The organism is Stappia sp., from assembly GCF_048261845.1.
In the GTDB taxonomy this organism is placed as follows: Bacteria; Pseudomonadota; Alphaproteobacteria; order Rhizobiales; family Stappiaceae; genus Stappia.
The window spans coordinates 1-16,620 of the sequence record NZ_JBLXFR010000038.1 but is presented as its reverse complement, the minus strand read 5'-3'; the positions used below and the strand labels follow the sequence as shown (position 1 = coordinate 16,620).

Genomic DNA, 16,620 nt, shown 5'->3' with positions numbered 1-16,620 from the left:
CGGTCTTGCGGCGCCACAGTGAAGCGCCGTGGCACCCGATGTGTAACGAGTACGGACGCGAGGCGAACTGACCATGGCAAATCCCCCGAAGGCGAAGGATCCCGCCGAGGCTGCCCTTTCGGCTGTCGAGGAGGCGCTGAAGATCGATTTCGGCGACCTGGAAGACGGCGACGGCACGGCATCCGTGACGAGCACTCCGGAGAGCGCGAATGCGGGCTCGTCGAGCCCGGTGCGCAGCGACGCGGAGCGGACGGCTTCGACCGGCAAGACATCGGGCGAGGCTGACGGCCAGCGTGGCAACGGCCGGCGCGGTCGTGGCGGTGGTCGCCCCACTTCGGCGGCGAACGATGATCGCCGCACCATCGGAAACCTCATCTACGCGCTTCAGCGGCGACCGACCTCGGCGCCGTTCTGGTTCGCGCTCGCCCTGTCCATCCTGTGGGTGGGCGGCGGCTGGTGGCTTGCCTCGGCCGCCTTCTCCAGTGAACTGGCGGCCCTTCAGGGTTTCGGTGACATCGCCTCGTCGCCCTCCCTGATCCTGTCCGCCGTCGCCGTCGCCGTGCCGGTCGTCTTCTTCTGGACCATGGCCTTGATGATTTTCCGTGCACAGGAAATGCGCATCGTCGCGCGCGGGATGACCGAGGTCGCGTTGCGTCTCGCCGAGCCCGAGGACGTTGCCAAGGAATCCATCCTGAGTGTCGGCCAGGCGATCCGCCGGGAAGTCGCCGCCATGGGCGACGGTATCGAGCGCGCCATTGCCCGGGCCAGCGAGCTGGAGGTCCTCGTCCACAACGAGGTGTCCTCGCTCGAACGGTCCTACAATGACAATGAACTGAAGATCCGCGCCCTGATCGACGAACTCGTCACCCAGCGCGAGGCGGTCGTCTCCAATGCCGACCGGGTGCGCGACAGCATCACCGGCGCGCATGAGGGGCTGGCTGCACAGCTTCAGGCGACATCCGAGAAGATCGGCGAAGTCACCGATGCGGCGACCGAGCGTCTGACGGGCGCCATCGAGTCGCGCGTCGGCGATTTCAACGCCACGGTCGACGGCCGCGTGCGCGAGATTGCGGACACGTTCAGCACCGCCGGCGGCGAGCTGATCGAGAGCCTTGCCTCGCACGGCGAAAGCTATGTCTCCCGCCTGACCGGAACCGGCGAAACGCTGGTCGACAGCATGAACCGCACCGGCCAGGAATTCGCCTCCACGCTGGAGAGGCGCGGCACCGAGATCAACGATCGCTTTGCCTCCACCGCGGACGGCTTCGTCGAGACGCTGACCACACGCGGCGAGGAGATCACCGCCAACCTGTCGCTCACCGGCGGCAAGCTGATCGACACGATCACCACCCGCACCGACGACCTGCTGTCGACCCTCGACAGCCGCGTCACCGGGCTCGATGCATCGCTGGCGGAAACCGGCGACCGCGTTGTCGAGAGCATTTCCCTGCGCGGTCAGGAAGTCACCGACACGATTTCGGTCAAGGGCGCGGAAATCGTCGAGACGCTTTCCTCGCGCACCAACGAGGTCGCGGAGATCCTGCGCGGCACGGGCGAGTCCATCGTCGTCGACCTGTCGCTGCGCGGCGGCGAGATCGCATCCAAGCTGGACGAGACGGCCGGAAGCCTGACCGAGACGATCACCGTGCGCGGCACGGAGCTTGCCGACCGGCTTGGCGCCGTCGGCGACAAGATCCACGAGGCGATTTCGGTCAATGGCGAGGCGCTGGACCAGCGTCTGGAGAACCGCAGCCAGGAAATGGCGGATCTCATCGACAACCAGACCCGGGCCTTCCGCGCGGCGCTCGAGGACGCGTCCTCGACGCTTGGCACGTCGCTGTCGATGCATACCGGCGAATTTGCCCGCACCCTGTCGGAAACCGGCACGGAGCTTGCCCATCTGATCGGCTCGCGCGGCGAACGCGTGGCCGGCGAATTGTCGGCGATCGGCGACCGTCTCGACGCGACTCTGGAAGAGCGTGGCGGCGCGCTGCAGAGCGGTCTGGGCGGCCATCTCGAGCAGATGGAAATCCTCATTGGCGAGCGCGGCCAGGCACTGGTGTCTTCCTTCGACCAGCGCACGGCCGAACTCGGCGCGACGCTGGACGGCCGCATCGAGTCGCTCAACTCGACGCTGGACCTGCGTGCCTCGTCGATGGCCGATGCCCTCGACACGCGCATCCACGGCTTCGACGAGACGCTGTCGGGTGGTATCGAGAAGCTGTCGATGACGCTCGACGAGCGCACCGGCCAGTTCGAAGCGACCCTCAACGAGCGCACCATCGCCCTGTCGGACGTGCTGGAGAACCGCTCGCAGGCGATCACCATCCAGCTCTCGGAAAAGGTCGACGAGGTCGGCGCGACGCTTGGCGCCCGTGCCGAGGAAATCGGCACCAGCCTGTCGGAACGCTCGCGCCTCATCGGCGAGGCGATCGAGCAGCACCTCGTCACGTTCGAGGGATCGATCGGCACCAAGGTCGAGCAGGCGGCGACGTCCATGTCGGAGAAGGCCGAGCATCTGGCCAACACCATGTCGCTCGGCACCGAGCGCATCGACCATGCGCTTGACGCCCGTGCCCGCCAGATCAGCGAGACGCTGATTGCCCGCACGCGCGAAATCGCATCGGCGTTTGTCGACGGCCAGACCGAAATGTCGAAGTCGCTCGACCAACGCCTGACCGATGCAGGCCAGGTCCTGTCGCGCCAGAGCCAGGAACTCACCGATACGCTGTCCGACCGCATCGCGGAGATCAACGTGTCGCTCGGTTCCAAGGTGTTCGAGGTTGCCGAGACGCTGGACAGCCGCTCCGCCGAACTGGAGCGTATCCTGGCCGAGCGCCTTGCCGCGATCACCGGCACGCTGACCAGCGAAAGCGATCGCGCCCGCGAGACCCTGTCGGAGGTGATCACCGAGGCCGGCGGCACGGTGGAGCGCCTCACCGGCATGCTCTCGGGCGAAAGCGGCAAGCTGCGCGAGATCGTGGAAACGACTCTCGGCGATGCCACCCAGAAGCTGGAAGACGAGGGCGCGCGCCTGCGCCAGATCGTTCTCGGTTCGGTCGGCGAGGCGCGCGGCGCCCTGCAGAGCGAAAGCGAGAAGGCGGCCGAAACCATCGTCGCCTCGCTCACCAGCGCAACGGATTCGCTCTCGGGCGAGAGCGACAAGCTGCGTGACCTGTTGTTCTCCGCCGTCGGCGAGGCAGCCCGGTCGCTGGCCGCCGAAAGCGAGAAGGCCCGGACCCTCTTTGTCGGCACGCTCGGCGAGATGAGCGGTGCGCTGGGCAGCGAAAGCGACAAGGTTCGCGAGGACCTGACCCGTACGGTGACCGATGTCACGGGGATGCTGTCGAGCGAGAGCGAGCAGGCCCGCATGGTGCTTGCCCGGACCGTCGAGGAGATCCGCAACACGGTCTCCGGCGAAGCCGATGGCGTGCGCTCGGAAGTCGCCGGTGCCGTTCGCGCCGCCGCCGACCTGCTGGCGGAGCGCGGCAATGCGGTCGCCGAGGACCTTGTGGCCCGCGCCGATGCACTCAACCAGGCCCTGGAGGAACGCTCGAGCACCCTGTCGCAGATCCTCGGCACGGACGGTCATGCCGTCGTGACGGCGATCGAGGAACGCGCCCAGGCGCTTACGACGCGGGTTGCCGAGATCCACGACGCGATCCTCGATGCGATCACCGTCAAGGGCCGCGACGTCACCGACAACTTCGCCCGCACGGGCCTGGATGCCACCCGCAAGCTGGTCGAGGCCGGCGATGCGCTGGTCGCCAAGCTCGACGAGCGCAGCAGCTCGGCGGCGGAGATCCTGACCCTCACCAAGACGCAGCTCGAGAGCGACATCACCGGGCTTCTCAACCGTCTGACGGAATCGAACAGCCTGCTGAGCGATGTCGTTGCCAATGCGGGCGAGAATCTCGGCAATGTCGAGACGTCGCTGTCGCGCAGCGCCGGCGAGTTCCGCACGGCGATCGACCGCGCGGTCAGCGAGACGACCGCATCCACCGGTACGCTGGAGAACCAGACGGCGGTGCTGCGCAAGGTGTCGGAATCGGTCCTTGCGGATATCGGTTCGCTCTCCGGCCGTCTCGAGGAGCATGGCTCCATGCTGAACGAGGCCGCCCGCAATCTCGACGAGATCAACCGCTCGGTCGATGCGCGGGTGGGCGAGCGCAAGACCGCGATCGAGGAGGTGGCAGACACGCTGCTGGCCAAGACCGAGGCGATCGACAGCCTGATGCGCAGCTTCTCCAAGCAGCTCGAGGCCTCGCTTGCCAGCGCCGACGAGAAGAGCCGCGAGGTGACCCTGCAGCTCACCGCCGCCGCGGAGGCGGCGACCCTGGCGGTCACCGAGCAGTTCGAATCCATGCGCATGTCCGCAGGGCTCGAGGGCCAGAAGGCCCGCGAGGCGGTGCGCGCGGCACAGGACGACGTCGTCTCGGAGATGACCAAGACCCTGTCGGATGCGTCCGAGCGCTTCACCGAGGCGACCACGCGGATGCGCGACGTGGCGCGCGGCGTCCACAGCGAGCTGGAGAAGACCCGTGCCGAACTGAAGCGCGGCATTCTCGACCTGCCGGAGGAGGCCGAGCAGTCGACGTCCGCCCTGCGCAAGGTGGTCAGCGAACAGGTGCGCGCGCTCACCGAGCTTTCGGAGATCGTCGCCCGCCAGTCCAATTCGCTGGACATCTCGCGTGCCGGCGAGAAGGCCGTCGCGCAGGCCGCGACGCTGGCCGGTGTCAGCTCGCCGTCGCCTGCACCGGCGCGTCCGGCTCCCGAGCCGGCGCCGCGGGCACAGGCTCCCGCCGCCGCTCCGGCGCGTGGCGAGCTGCGCGGCGAGTTGCGGCGCAAGACGCTGAGCGACTTCGACACGCCCAAGGCGCAGCCGGCGTCGGAACCCCGCGGTGGCAACACCCAGGGTGGCGGCAAGGGCTGGGTCAGCGACCTGCTGCGTCGCGCCTCCCAGGACGAGGCGGGCGCGGGCGAGCAGGAACCGCAGGGGCGCTCGCCGCTGCAGATGGTGGAGAGCCTCAACTCCCTGTCCATCGACATCGCCCGGGCGATCGACCACGAGACGTTCATCGATCTGTGGGAGCGCTACAAGCAGGGCGAGCGGCATGTCTTCACCCGCCGTCTCTACACCCTGCAAGGTCAGCAGACGTTCGACGAGATCCGCCAGAAATACGCGCGTGACGCGGAGTTCCGGGGGGCGGTCGACCGCTATCTGACCGATTTCGAGCAGTTGCTGGCCCAGGTTTCGCGCAACGACCGCGACAACATCATGAGCCAGACCTACCTGACCTCGGACACGGGCAAGGTCTACACCATGCTCGCCCACGCCAGCGGCCGTCTCGACTGAGACTGCCTGCGGGCCGGGGACTGAAACGAAAACGCGGCCCTGAAAGGGCCGCGTTTTTGCTTGGTCCGATGCGTGGTCCCGGACGCCGCCGCGGGGCGCGGGGGCCTATTCCTCCTCGAAGGACAGGGCCGTGCCGTTCATGCAGTAGCGCAGGCCCGTCGGCGGCGGGCCGTCGGGAAACACGTGGCCGAGATGACCGTCGCAGGTGCCGCAGCGGATCTCGGTGCGAACCATGCCGTGCGAGCGGTCGACGATCTCGGTGACGGCGTCCGGGCTGACGGTCTCGTAGAAGCTCGGCCAGCCGCAGCCGGCGTCGAACTTGGTGTCCGAGCGGAACAGCGGCGAGCCGCAGCCGACGCAGGAATACAGCCCCGTGCCGAACGTGTTCCAGAACGGTCCGGTGAACGGGCGTTCGGTGCCGGCGCGGCGCAGCACGTGGAACTGTTCCGGCGTCAGGCTGGCCTGCCACTCGGTCTCGGACTTCTCCAGCTTGCGGTGGTTGTCGGCGTTCGACATGGATGGGACCTCGGGTGTGAAGTGACGTTTCCAACGTCTGGAAATAGGTCCTTCGCGCAGGGGCGACAATAGGGCGCGCAGCTTTTGCCGAAAGCTGTCGCCCCTGACCCCTAAATCGCTTGCCCGTCAGGTTGTGCTGGTTATATGTGGGGCAAATCTTGGCAAACACTCGGTAAGATGGGCCGAATCGATTTGATTCTCCGATTGCCCGGCGTGTTTCATCTTCCAGGGGAGGCTCATGGCGCTCACAGGTTCCGAGGCGACTGTCTTCGCCGTACTGGCCCCTTTCGCGGCCGCGCTCGTGGCGCCGGCGCTGACCCGGCTGATGGGGGCGAACGCGGCCTGGCCGCTGGCACTCGTGCCCGCCGGCATCTTCCTGTTCTTCGTCGGCCTGCTGCCGGACGTAGCGGCAGGTGCCCGGTTCACCCCGGCGCTCGAATGGGTGCCGTCCTACGGCGTCACCTTCTCCTTCCACATTGACGGGCTGTCGACGCTCTTCGCATTGCTGATTTCCGGCATCGGCACCTTCATCATCCTCTACGCGGGCGGCTACCTCAAAGGGCATCCGCACCAGGGCCGGTTCCTGTCGTTCCTGTTCCTGTTCATGGGCGCGATGCTCGGCCTGGTGCTGGGCAACGACCTGATCACGCTCTTCATTTTCTGGGAACTGACGTCGATCACCTCGTTCCTGCTGATCGGTTTCGACCATCTGCGCGCCGCCTCGCGCCGGGCCGCGATCCAGGCGCTGGTCGTCACAGGCGGCGGCGGACTGTCGCTGCTGGCCGGCTTCCTGGTGATCATGAGCGTGACGGGCGAAGCGGACATGTCGGCGGTTCTGGCCTCCGGCGACGTGCTGCGCGAACACGCGCTCTACCCGCTGATCCTGCTGCTGGTCCTGGGCGGCGCCTTCACCAAGTCGGCGCAGTTTCCCTTCCACTTCTGGCTGCCCAACGCCATGGAGGCGCCGACGCCGGTCTCCGCCTTCCTGCACTCGGCAACCATGGTCAAGGCCGGCGTCTACCTCCTGATGCGCATGCATCCGGTGCTCGGCGACACCATGCTGTGGACGACGATCCTGCCGCTCTTCGGCGGCGCGACGCTGATCGTCGGCACGCTGCTGGCCGTGCGCCAGACCGACCTGAAGCTGATGCTCGCCTATACGACGGTCGCCTCGCTCGGCCTTTTGGTGATGCTCACCGGCACCAGCTGGGAGAAGGCGATCGAGGGCGCGGTGCTCTATCTTCTCGCCCATTCGCTGTTCAAGGGCGCGCTGTTCATGGTCGCCGGCACCATCGACCACGAGGCCGGCACCCGCGACGTGACGAAGCTGGGCGGGCTGCGCAAGGCAATGCCGATCACCTTCGCCGCTGCCTGCCTTGCCGCGCTCTCCATGTCGGGCCTGCCGCCCTTTGTCGGCTTCATCGCCAAGGAATATCTCTACGCCGGCATCTGGGGCGAGGGGGGCATGCAGCTGACGCTGACCGCCGTCGCCCTGGTCGGCAATGCGCTCATGCTGGTGATTGCCGCCGCCGTGGCGATCAAGCCGTTCCTGGGGGCGAAGGTCGACACGCCGAAACATGCCCACGAGGGCCCGCCGCTGCTCTATGCCGGGCCGGTGGCGCTGTCGCTCGCCGGTCTTGCCGCCGCGCTTCTGGCCCATGACACCGGCGTCTATTTCATCTCGCCGGTGGTGTCCTCCATTCTTGGCAGCCGGGTCGCGGTCGATGTGCACCTGATCCCCGGCTATATCGGTGCGGCGGCGATCCTGTCCGTCATCACCGTGGCTCTCGGCATCCTCCTGTTTCTCAGGCTCGAGGCGCTGCGCGATGCCATGGCCCGTCTTCTCGCGGCCATCGGCTGGGGCCCGGACAAGGGCTTCGATCAGGCCATCGCCGGCACCGTCGCCTTCTCCGGCTGGCTGACCCGGCGCGTCCAGGGCGGGCGGATGGACGTCTACATGACGATGACCTTCATTGTCACCGCGGCCGCGCTGCTCGTGCCGCTCACACTGACCGGCAACTGGCCGGACGCGTTCGAAATGCCAAGTCTCCGCTTCTACGAATGGGGTGTGCTGGCCATCGCGGTGAGCGGCCTGGTCGCCGTGCTGGTTGCCAGGACGCGCCTTACCGCCATCGTTTCGCTCGGCATCCAGGGGTTTGCCGTGGCGCTGGTCTTCATGCTGTTCGGCGCGCCGGACCTGTCGTTCACCCAGTTCATGGTCGAGACCCTGTCGGTGGTGATCCTGGCTCTGGTGATGACCCGGCTCAACCTGCAGCCGCGCGACCATCGGCCGATGGTCCCGCGCCTGTTCCATGGCGCGATCGCGCTTGCCATCGGTATCGGCCTTGCCGGGCTGCTGATGCGCATCACGCAGATGCCGTTCGACCGGTCTCTCTCGGACTTCTTCGAGCAGTACAGCCGCACCATCGCCCATGGCCGCAACATCGTGAACGTCATCCTCGTCGACTTCCGCGGCTTCGACACGTTCGGCGAGATCGCGGTGGTGATGCTCGCCGGGCTTTGCGTGTTGGCCCTGATCCGGGTCCGGCCGAAGAAGGACCGGGCGGCGGCGCTCGACCACGCGGCCGGTGACGAGGCGCTGCAAAAAAGCGGGGAGGCACACCTGTGAGGACGATCATCTTCCGCACCATCGCGCCCTATCTGACGGCTCTCATGGTGATGTTCTCCATCTTCGTTCTGCTGCGCGGCCACAACGAGCCGGGCGGCGGCTTCATCGGCGGGCTGATCGCCGCATCCGCCTTCGCCATCTACGGCATCGCCTGCGGCGTGGCGGCGGTGCGCCGGGCCATTTCGCTGCATCCGATGAGCATTTCCGCCGCCGGCTTGTTCGTCGCCGGCCTGTCGGGTCTGCCGTCGCTGTTCATGGCCCAGCCTTTCATGACCAGCCAGTGGTGGTATCTGAACCTCTTCGGGGTCGAGGTGCCGCTGTCGACGCCCCTGTTCTTCGACATCGGCGTCTATCTGGTTGTTGTCGGGTCGATCGGTTCGATCGCCCTGGCCCTTGAAGAGAGGGAGAGCGACTGATGGAGAACATCTTTTCTATCGTCATCGGCGCTTTCTTCGCCGTCGCCGTCTACCTGCTGATGTCGCGCCAGCTGGTGCGCGTCCTGCTGGGCATCGCCATTCTCGGCAATGCGGTCAACCTGCTGATCTTCACCTCCGGGCGTCTGCTGCGGGAGGTGCCGCCGATCATTCCGGAGGCGCTGCCCGTGCCGGACGAGACGATCGCCAATCCTCTGCCCCAGGCGCTGATCCTGACGGCGATCGTGATTTCCTTCTCCTTCTTCGCCTTCCTGCTGGTGCTCGCCTTCCGCGCCTACCAGGAACTGGGCGCGGACGACACCAGCGAGATGCGGGTCGCCGAGCCGACGGGCGAGACCTCGCCGCCGCAAGGGTACTGACCGATGGCCGCTTCGAACTACGACGTTGATCTTTCGCTGGCCATGCGGATGGAGCCGGTAGCGCCGGGAGACTGGCTGCTGGTCGCACCGTTGATCATCACCGTGCTCGGCGGTGCGCTCTGCCTGATGACGCGCAAGAACACGGACGCCCAGCCGAAGGTGGCCATCATCTTCCTGTCGTTGCTGGTGCTGGCTTGCGCCGGATTGCTGGCCAGGGTGCTCGACAAGGGCGTGATCACCATGGTCGCGGGCAACTGGTTGCCGCCCTTCGGCATCGCCTTCACGGTCGATGCTCTCGGCGCGACGCTGGCACTGACCTCGTCGGTCGTGGCGCTTGCCGCCGCCGTCTACGGCATCGGCGACGTCGACAACTCCGGCCGGCGCTATGGTTTCTATCCGTTCCTGCTGCTGCTGATGACCGGCGTCTGCGGCGCGTTCCTGACCGGCGACATCTTCAACCTCTATGTCTGGTTCGAGGTGCTGCTGATCTCGTCCTTCGGCCTTCTGGTGCTGGGCAACGAGCGTGCCCAGCTCGATGGCGCGGTCAAATACGCGCTGCTCAACATCATCGCCACGACGCTGTTCCTGATCGCCACGGGCCTGCTCTACGGCATTCTCGGCACGCTCAACATGGCCGACATCGCCATCAAGGCGCAGGCAGCTGGCCTTCAGGGCCCGCTGATGACCGTCGCGGTGCTGTATTTCCTCGCATTCGCCATGAAGGCGGCAGCCTTCCCGGTCAATTTCTGGCTGCCGGCCTCCTACCATACGCCGCGCATCGTCATCGCGGCCGTCTTCGCCGGTCTGCTGACCAAGGTCGGCGTTTATGCGCTGTTGCGGATCTTCGCGCTGCTGCTGCCGGATGCCCGCGTCGCGCTTGCCGACATCATCGCCCTGGTCGCCATCGCCACCATGCTGACCGGTGTTTTCGGCGCCCTGGCGCAGACGGACATACGCCGCCTGCTGGGTTATCTGGTGATCTCGGGCATCGGCTCGATGCTGGCGGGTCTTGCCATCGGCACCACGCCGGCGCTCGCCGGCACGATCTTCTACGCGGTGCATTCGATCCTGGTGATGACGGCGCTCTACATGGCGGCTGGCGTCATGCGCGGGCTTGGCGGCTCCTACTCGCTGCGCGAGCTTGGCGGCCTCTACCGGGCAAGTCCGGCCTTCGCGGCAGTGTTCCTGATGCTCGGCTTCGCCGTTGCGGGCCTGCCGCCCTTTTCCGGGTTCTGGCCCAAGGTGTTGCTCGTGGACGCGGCGCTGGTCGGCGGTCACGGCTGGATCGCTGCCTCGATCCTCGTCACCGGGCTGCTGACGACGATCGCCATGGGCCGGGTGTGGATCTACGCCTTCTGGCGCGGCGGTGCGGAAGGCACGGCCGACGGCCAGCTCACCAGCGTGCTCGTTCCCGCGCCCGGCATGGCGCGCGCCAGCATCTGGTTGCCGATCGGCCTGCTGCTTGGCCTGGTCGTCCTGCTCGGAGTGCTGCCTGAATTCATGATGCAGGTCTCGGGGCGCGGCGCATCGACGTTGACCGAGCCGCTTGGGTATCTTCGCTCCGTCTTCGGAGGTGCTGTCCAATGACAAGCCTTTTCCTGATCAACATCCTGCTGGCGCTCGCCTGGGGCGCGGTGACCGGCAGTTTCGCCGAGGCCAACCTGCTCTTCGGCTTCCTGCTGGGCACGTTCGGGCTCTACATCATCCGTGAGCAGGTCGGCACCGGCCGCTACACCCGCCGGCTGTGGCAGATCATCAGCCTGGCACTGCTGTTCGTTTACGAGCTGTTGCTGTCGGCGCTTCGCGTCGCGGTCATCGTGCTGCGCCCGAAGATCGACCTGAAGCCCGGGATCATCGCCTATCCGCTCACGGTGGACCGGGATTTCGAGATCACCATGCTCGCCAATCTGATCACGCTGACGCCGGGAACGCTGTCCGTTGATGTCTCGGAGGACCGCAAGACCCTCTATGTGCATTGCATCGACGTGCCGGACAAGCAGTCGACCATCGACGACATCAAGAACGGCTTCGAACGCAAGATCCTGGAGGTTTTCCGATGAACGGGATGCTTGGCTATTCGTCACAATTCCTGGATCTGTGCGTCGACATCTCGCTGGCGATCCTGACGGTCTCGTTCTTCCTGATCGTGGTGCGCATCGTGCGCGGGCCGACCTTGCCCGACCGGGTGGTGGCACTCGACATGCTCGTTGCCGTGGGCATCGGTTTCATCGCCGCGATCGGCGTTCAGACCGATTATTTCCTCTATGTCGATATCGCCATCGCGCTCGGGCTTGTCGGCTTTCTGGCAACCGTTGCCTTTGCCCGTTTCGTGCTCAATCGCGGGCTGGCCAAGGATGTCACGATCGTCGACGAGATCCGGCGGACGCAGACCGAAGGAGAGGGTGGACGATGATGCCGGTTTTCGAAATCGCCGTCGGTGTGGTGCTGGTCGTCGGGTCGCTGTTCTCGCTGATCGCCTCCATCGGCCTGCTGCGGCTCAAGGATGTCTACATGCGCATGCATGCCGGATCCAAGGCCGGCACGCTGGGATCGGGTCTGATGCTGATCGCGCTGGCCATCCATGCCCACCAGATCGACGTCATCACCCGGGCGCTGGCCGGCGTGGTGTTCTTCCTTCTGACGGCCCCCGTCGCCGCTCACTTGCTGGCCAAGGCCGCTTATGAGGCCGGTTACAGGCCGTGCCCGGATACGCATATTGACGAAATGGCCAAGAGTGACGACTGAGCCGGGCTATCAGGCGTGCTGGTGACGGGGCGTCATGTGTTTTATTCGCGCTTTGCTTGATTTTGAATTGGCGAAAACTAACCACCGGATGGCAATTAGATCAGCAATAAGGCAGCCCTACATGAGAAAGCGGTAGAAATTTCTCTTGTGGTCCTGATTATGTCGATATATACGACACGCATGCATTTTGTCCGGCAGAATCGAAGTCAGATCCTCACGCGCGTTAGTATCGGGACAGTACGCTGAGTGAGCCTGGCGGTTCTTTTTGTCGGTCTATTTCGTAAGTGTTCCGACTTAACTGATGGGTGGAAAATGACTGAAACGGTCGCCGACGACAATCTCATCGACCTGACTGCCGACATCGTTTCGGCTTATGTGTCGAACAACACTGTTGCATCTTCCGACCTCGCCGGACTGATCAACGAAGTCTACAACGCGCTGCATCGCACCAGCAGCGCGGCCGTTGAGCCGGAGCCGGAGCCGCTTCGCCCGGCCGTTGCCGTCAAGAAGTCGGTTACGCCGGACTACATCATCTGCCTCGAGGACGGGAAGAAGTTCAAGTCGCTCAAGCGGCATCTTCGCACCCACTACGACATGTCGCCCGAGGAGTACCGCGAGAAGTGGGGCCTGGCGAGCGACTACCCGATGGTGGCGCCGAACTATGCGGCCGCCCGTTCCGAGCTTGCCAAGAAGATGGGCCTCGGCCAGCAGCGCAAGCGCGCCAAGTAAGCCGGTCTTCCGTCGAGACAAAAGCCGCCGTGGTCACCACGGCGGCTTTTTTCGTTCTGCGCTTGCCCGCTTCCGGATGTTTCCCGCTGCGGGCGCGGGCGAGGCTCACTCGGCTGCGGGCAGGATCCATCCGCCGGTGAGGGCCAGCGGCACGACCTCGCCCGGGGCGGCCTGGCGCGGCAGGTGCAGCACCAACGGTTCGGCATGGCCCTCGATCGCGGCCGTCGCCTCCCAGAAGCCGCCGCGATAGCTGGTGTGCAGGATCCGTGCATCAAGGGTTTCACCGGCGCCTTGCGTGCCGACGCGGATGTCCTCCGGGCGCAGCATCAGCCGGGCGGTTCCGGTCCGGGCGGCACTGCCGCAAAATGCCTCCACCGTCGTTGCGCCGACCCGCGCCAGTGCCCGGCCGCCGTCGCAGCTCTCCACACGCGCGTCGAGAAGGGCGGAGCGGCCGATGAAGCGGGCGACCTTTTCTCCGGCCGGGCGGCGGTAGACGGCTTCCGGGCTGCCCGCCTGCAGAAGTTGCCCCTCCCACAGGATCGCGATCCGGTCGGCAAGCGCCATGGCCTCGCGCTGGTCGTGGGTGATGTAGAGCGTCGTGGTGCCGGTCTTGGCGTGAAAGGCGGCCAGTTCCTCCTCCATCGACTGGCGCAGATGCGGGTCGAGATTGGCCAGCGGCTCGTCCATCAGGATGGTGCCGGCGGCCTGGGCGAGGCAGCGGGCGAGGGCGACGCGCTGGCGCTGGCCGCCGGAGAGCGATGCGGGCTTGCGCGCGGCAAGACCCGAAAGCCCCACCGTGGCAAGTGCGCCCGCCACCCGTGCGCGGCGCTCCTCCGCCGAAAGCCCGGCGCCTTCCACCGGGAAGGCGACATTGTCGTGAACGCTCATGTGCGGCCACAGCGCGTAGGACTGGAACACCACGCCGACATTGCGCGCCTCCGGCGGCACATGCAGCCCCGGGGCGGCCATCGGTTTCCCGCCGATGCGGATCTCGCCGCCATCGGGCGTCTCGAGCCCGGCTATGAGGCGAAGAAGCGTCGACTTACCGCAGCCCGAAGGCCCGAGAATGGCAAAGAAGCTGCCGTCCTCCACCTCGAGGGAAATGTCGGAGATCGCGGCAAGGGTGCCGAAACGCTTGGCGAGGGAACGGAGGGAAACCGACATGCGATGCAGGACATCCGGTTGCAAGGAGGGAGGGGGCCGGCCCTGTGCTTAGCCGGTGCGGGCGGTGGCCCGCAAGTGCGCCCCAATGGCACAAGGATGTGAGGAGCGCATGACAGTCGCGACGGGTTTCCGGTCCGGTTGACGGGAGCGCGCCCTACTTGACCGGTGCGGGACGCTCCGTGCCCCAGTTGGAGAAGATGCGCGAGCGCTGGGTTTCCTCGACCTGGCCGTAGCGATTGCCGGTCTGGCAACCCTTTTCAAGCTGCACCACCTCGGCGGCGAGCTTCTTCCAGGCCGTGTTGGCATCCCAGACCTTGTCGCTCGAGGGCGTTTCGATCTCCAGCGCGTCGATCGCGTTGCGGTAGGAGACGAGGCGGAAGCGCAGTGCCTGGCTGGCCCAGTCCATGTAGCGGCGGTTCTCCCAGACCCGGGCCTGCGCGCCGGCAAGCTCTTCGCCGGTCGAGATTTCGCGCCGCCCGAGCGCGCGCAGCCGCTCCTGGTCGGCGGCCGTCACCCGCATGGCGATCTCGCAATAGGGTGGCACGAGCGCCGCGTCGGCGGTCGCATCGGCCGCGACCCGGTCGTAGCGCGCTTGGCTGGAACGGTAGCGGTCGGAGCGCAGGAAGGCGTAGTAGCGGTCCGGATCGCCGCCGCCGGTCTCCGGCAGGATGCGCGTGCGCATCAGCTCGGTCCGGCTGCCCTCGATCCAGTCCTCGGCCGAGGGCGGACGGATCAGCGACCAGGCGCGGTTGCGCATTTCCTTCTCGTCATCGGTGAGATTGAAGCGCGACACAGGCTCGCCGCGATTGATCGCGAGCTCGTCGCCGGCCGCCGGCATGATCGTGTCATGCACGACGGAGGGTGCGGCACGGCCGAAATCGCCGGTCGGGCGCTGGCATGCGGCAACCAGCATCAGCGCGGGCAACAGGGCGGCGAGGGCAAGTCCCGGGCGCGGACGGCCGGCGCGCGCATGCCCCGACGCCGCCTGCGCGGCGCGTCTGCGCTTCCGGTCAACGTCTGCTCGGCGCTTCGTCACCCTGTCATCTTTCCCGTCGCGGACGCGCGACACGTTGCCGGCGGACAGGCTCGGTGCCGCCGGAGCGGAACCCGGCCGCCCCTAGTGCGTCTTGCCGGGGTCGCGGTCCTTGCCGGAAAAACCGGCTCCTTCCTGTTTGCGCCCGATTCGCGCGCTCAGATCAAGAGCCGTGGCGGCGTTGTGACGTTCAATCCGCACGCCTGGAAAGATGACGATCTCCGCCGGCGCATGCCGGCAGGACTGCATCGGCCGCCGGGCGAGGCGTCCGGGTCTGGCCTGGTTGTGGAAGTTCAGCACGGTGCCCATGGCATCCTCCTGAGTCCTGCGGGATGGCAGGATCGCCGGCCCTTGAACCCTGGCAGGTCACGCAAAACCATCTGCCGTAACGGTAGTAGGAATGAGTCACGGTTAATAAGTTGCTAACGCTTTTGCTCCAGTTTGAAGCGGTTCGTGTATCCCTGTGGGGGTCAAGCGAGCGCGTGTGTAACTGCGTAGCGTAAGCAAGTCCGGCCCAGTGTCCCGTCCTCCCGAGAAAAAAGGGCCCGTCAGCGGCCCTCCGGTATCGTCGAAGGACCCGGTTTTGCCGGGGCAGCCGAGCGCGCACAGGCAGATGGAAGGCGTGGTGGATCTGTCGCTCGAACCCGATCGCAAGAGCAAGGCCGGCGTGCTGCTGGCGGCGACCGAACTCTATGTCGCGCGCGACCGCCATGACGCGGCCGAGCGACGCATCTTCTCCGAGCTGTTCCGCCAGCTCCTGCCCGACACGCCGACGGACCACCGCCGCATGATCGCAACCCTGCTTTCGGGCTACGAGCATACGCCGGCGGATTGCCTCTCCCAGCTTGCCGCCGATGCCGACGCCGGTGTCGCCGCACGCGCGCTCTCCTCGTCCGGGCAACTGGCCGAGACCGACCTGCTGGCGGGTGCCGCCAGGGGCGACGAAACCGTCCGCCGGGCGATTGCCGGCCGCTCCGGGATGCCGGCGCGTGTGGCCGGGGTGCTGTTGCGCCATGCCGATGCGGAAACGCTGAAAGTTCTCATCGCCCGCCCGGACTGCCCGCTTGACGATGAGGCCCTGGCCATTCTCGCCGACCGGCCGCAGGTGCTGGCCGCGCTGGCGCCCGAGCTTGCCAGCCGGAGGGCGCTGCCCGCTCCCTTGCTCTTCGCGCTGTTTCTCGATCTCGATCCGGCCGGACGCATGGAGGCGATTGCCGCCGCCGAGGCGAGGGCGCTCGGCGAACTGGCCCGCAAGGGCGATCCGCGCGTGCTCAACGCCGCCTTCAAGCCGGCGGTGCTGAAATCGCTGGTCGATGCCGCCCTGTCCGGCGGCGTCGCGGTGTTCGCCGCCCATCTCGCCTATACGCTGGCGCTCTCGGGCGACACGGCCGCCCGCCTCGTTGACGACGGGGGCGGCGAGGCACTGGTGGTGGCGCTGAGGGCGCTCGGCACCGGCGACAGCGAAAGCGGGCGCATTCTCGTTCGCCTGCTCGGCCAGAGCGTGTCGCTGGACCGCCTGCGGCAGCTGATCTCCCTGCATGACCGGATCACCCCGCGCGCCGCGATGCTGCTTGTCGAGGGCCTGCGCGCCGGAATACCGACGCCCACCGCCCGGCCGGCGGCATCGGGCATTGCCTCGCCGTTCGGCGGCGTCG

General features: G+C 66.7%; 14 protein-coding genes. 10 read left to right on the top strand and 4 right to left on the bottom strand.

Annotated elements, in window-relative coordinates; translation table 11 throughout:
• Nucleotides 1-73: 73 nt before the first annotated feature.
• Nucleotides 74-5,356 carry an antitoxin gene (locus ACN0T5_RS14895; RefSeq protein WP_417769395.1) on the top strand — a complete coding sequence of 1,761 codons (5,283 nt, stop codon included), beginning with the start codon at nt 74-76 and terminating at the stop codon, nt 5,354-5,356.
• A 105-nt stretch (nt 5,357-5,461) separates the two neighbouring features.
• On the opposite strand, the gene msrB is transcribed toward ACN0T5_RS14895, so the two are convergent.
• Nucleotides 5,462-5,872 carry a peptide-methionine (R)-S-oxide reductase MsrB gene (gene msrB, locus ACN0T5_RS14890; protein ID WP_417769394.1) on the bottom strand — a complete coding sequence of 137 codons (411 nt, stop codon included), beginning with the start codon at nt 5,870-5,872 and terminating at the stop codon, nt 5,462-5,464.
• Nucleotides 5,873-6,110: 238 nt separating this feature from the next.
• Between msrB and ACN0T5_RS14885 the strand changes: the two genes are divergently transcribed.
• The 8 genes from ACN0T5_RS14885 (at nt 6,111) to ACN0T5_RS14850 (ending at nt 12,768) form a co-directional block, all read left to right on the top strand.
• Nucleotides 6,111-8,501, top strand: coding sequence for a putative monovalent cation/H+ antiporter subunit A (locus tag ACN0T5_RS14885; RefSeq protein WP_417769393.1), 2,391 nt, complete (start codon nt 6,111-6,113; stop codon nt 8,499-8,501).
• Nucleotides 8,498-8,917, top strand: a complete 420-nt coding sequence (locus tag ACN0T5_RS14880) for a Na+/H+ antiporter subunit B (RefSeq protein WP_417769392.1) — start codon at nt 8,498-8,500, stop codon at nt 8,915-8,917. Before ACN0T5_RS14885 ends, ACN0T5_RS14880 begins: the two co-directional genes overlap by 4 nt.
• Nucleotides 8,917-9,294 carry a Na+/H+ antiporter subunit C gene (locus ACN0T5_RS14875; protein WP_417769391.1) on the top strand — a complete coding sequence of 126 codons (378 nt, stop codon included), beginning with the start codon at nt 8,917-8,919 and terminating at the stop codon, nt 9,292-9,294. The genes ACN0T5_RS14880 and ACN0T5_RS14875 overlap by 1 nt, the downstream gene beginning before the upstream one ends.
• A gap of 3 nt (nt 9,295-9,297) precedes the next feature.
• A complete protein-coding gene (locus ACN0T5_RS14870; RefSeq protein WP_417769390.1) occupies nt 9,298-10,881 on the top strand; it encodes a Na+/H+ antiporter subunit D in 1,584 nt (527 codons plus the stop codon).
• A complete protein-coding gene (locus ACN0T5_RS14865) occupies nt 10,878-11,354 on the top strand; it encodes a Na+/H+ antiporter subunit E (RefSeq protein ID WP_417769389.1) in 477 nt (158 codons plus the stop codon). Before ACN0T5_RS14870 ends, ACN0T5_RS14865 begins: the two co-directional genes overlap by 4 nt.
• On the top strand, nt 11,351-11,707 hold the full coding sequence (locus ACN0T5_RS14860) for a cation:proton antiporter (protein WP_417769388.1): 357 nt from the start codon (nt 11,351-11,353) through the stop codon (nt 11,705-11,707). The genes ACN0T5_RS14865 and ACN0T5_RS14860 overlap by 4 nt, the downstream gene beginning before the upstream one ends.
• The gene (gene mnhG / locus ACN0T5_RS14855) at nt 11,704-12,039 is read left to right on the top strand and encodes a monovalent cation/H(+) antiporter subunit G (RefSeq protein WP_417769387.1); all 336 of its coding nucleotides are present in this window, start codon (nt 11,704-11,706) and stop codon (nt 12,037-12,039) included. Before ACN0T5_RS14860 ends, mnhG begins: the two co-directional genes overlap by 4 nt.
• A gap of 312 nt (nt 12,040-12,351) precedes the next feature.
• A complete protein-coding gene (locus tag ACN0T5_RS14850; protein WP_417769386.1) occupies nt 12,352-12,768 on the top strand; it encodes a MucR family transcriptional regulator in 417 nt (138 codons plus the stop codon).
• Nucleotides 12,769-12,873: 105 nt separating this feature from the next.
• On the opposite strand, the gene ACN0T5_RS14845 is transcribed toward ACN0T5_RS14850, so the two are convergent.
• The 3 genes from ACN0T5_RS14845 to ACN0T5_RS14835 form a co-directional block, all read right to left on the bottom strand.
• The gene (locus ACN0T5_RS14845; RefSeq protein ID WP_417769385.1) at nt 12,874-13,932 is read right to left on the bottom strand and encodes an ABC transporter ATP-binding protein; all 1,059 of its coding nucleotides are present in this window, start codon (nt 13,930-13,932) and stop codon (nt 12,874-12,876) included.
• A gap of 154 nt (nt 13,933-14,086) precedes the next feature.
• Nucleotides 14,087-14,968: a hypothetical protein gene (locus ACN0T5_RS14840; RefSeq protein ID WP_417769384.1), complete on the bottom strand. Its 882-nt coding sequence runs from the start codon at nt 14,966-14,968 to the stop codon at nt 14,087-14,089.
• A gap of 81 nt (nt 14,969-15,049) precedes the next feature.
• Nucleotides 15,050-15,274 (bottom strand): hypothetical protein, encoded by a 225-nt coding sequence (locus ACN0T5_RS14835; RefSeq protein ID WP_417769383.1) that lies wholly within the window; start codon nt 15,272-15,274, stop codon nt 15,050-15,052.
• Between the two features lie 316 nt (nt 15,275-15,590).
• Between ACN0T5_RS14835 and ACN0T5_RS14830 the strand changes: the two genes are divergently transcribed.
• Nucleotides 15,591-16,620, top strand: a 1,030-nt coding sequence (locus ACN0T5_RS14830; protein ID WP_417769382.1) for a DUF2336 domain-containing protein, incomplete at its 3' end; no start/stop codon positions are given.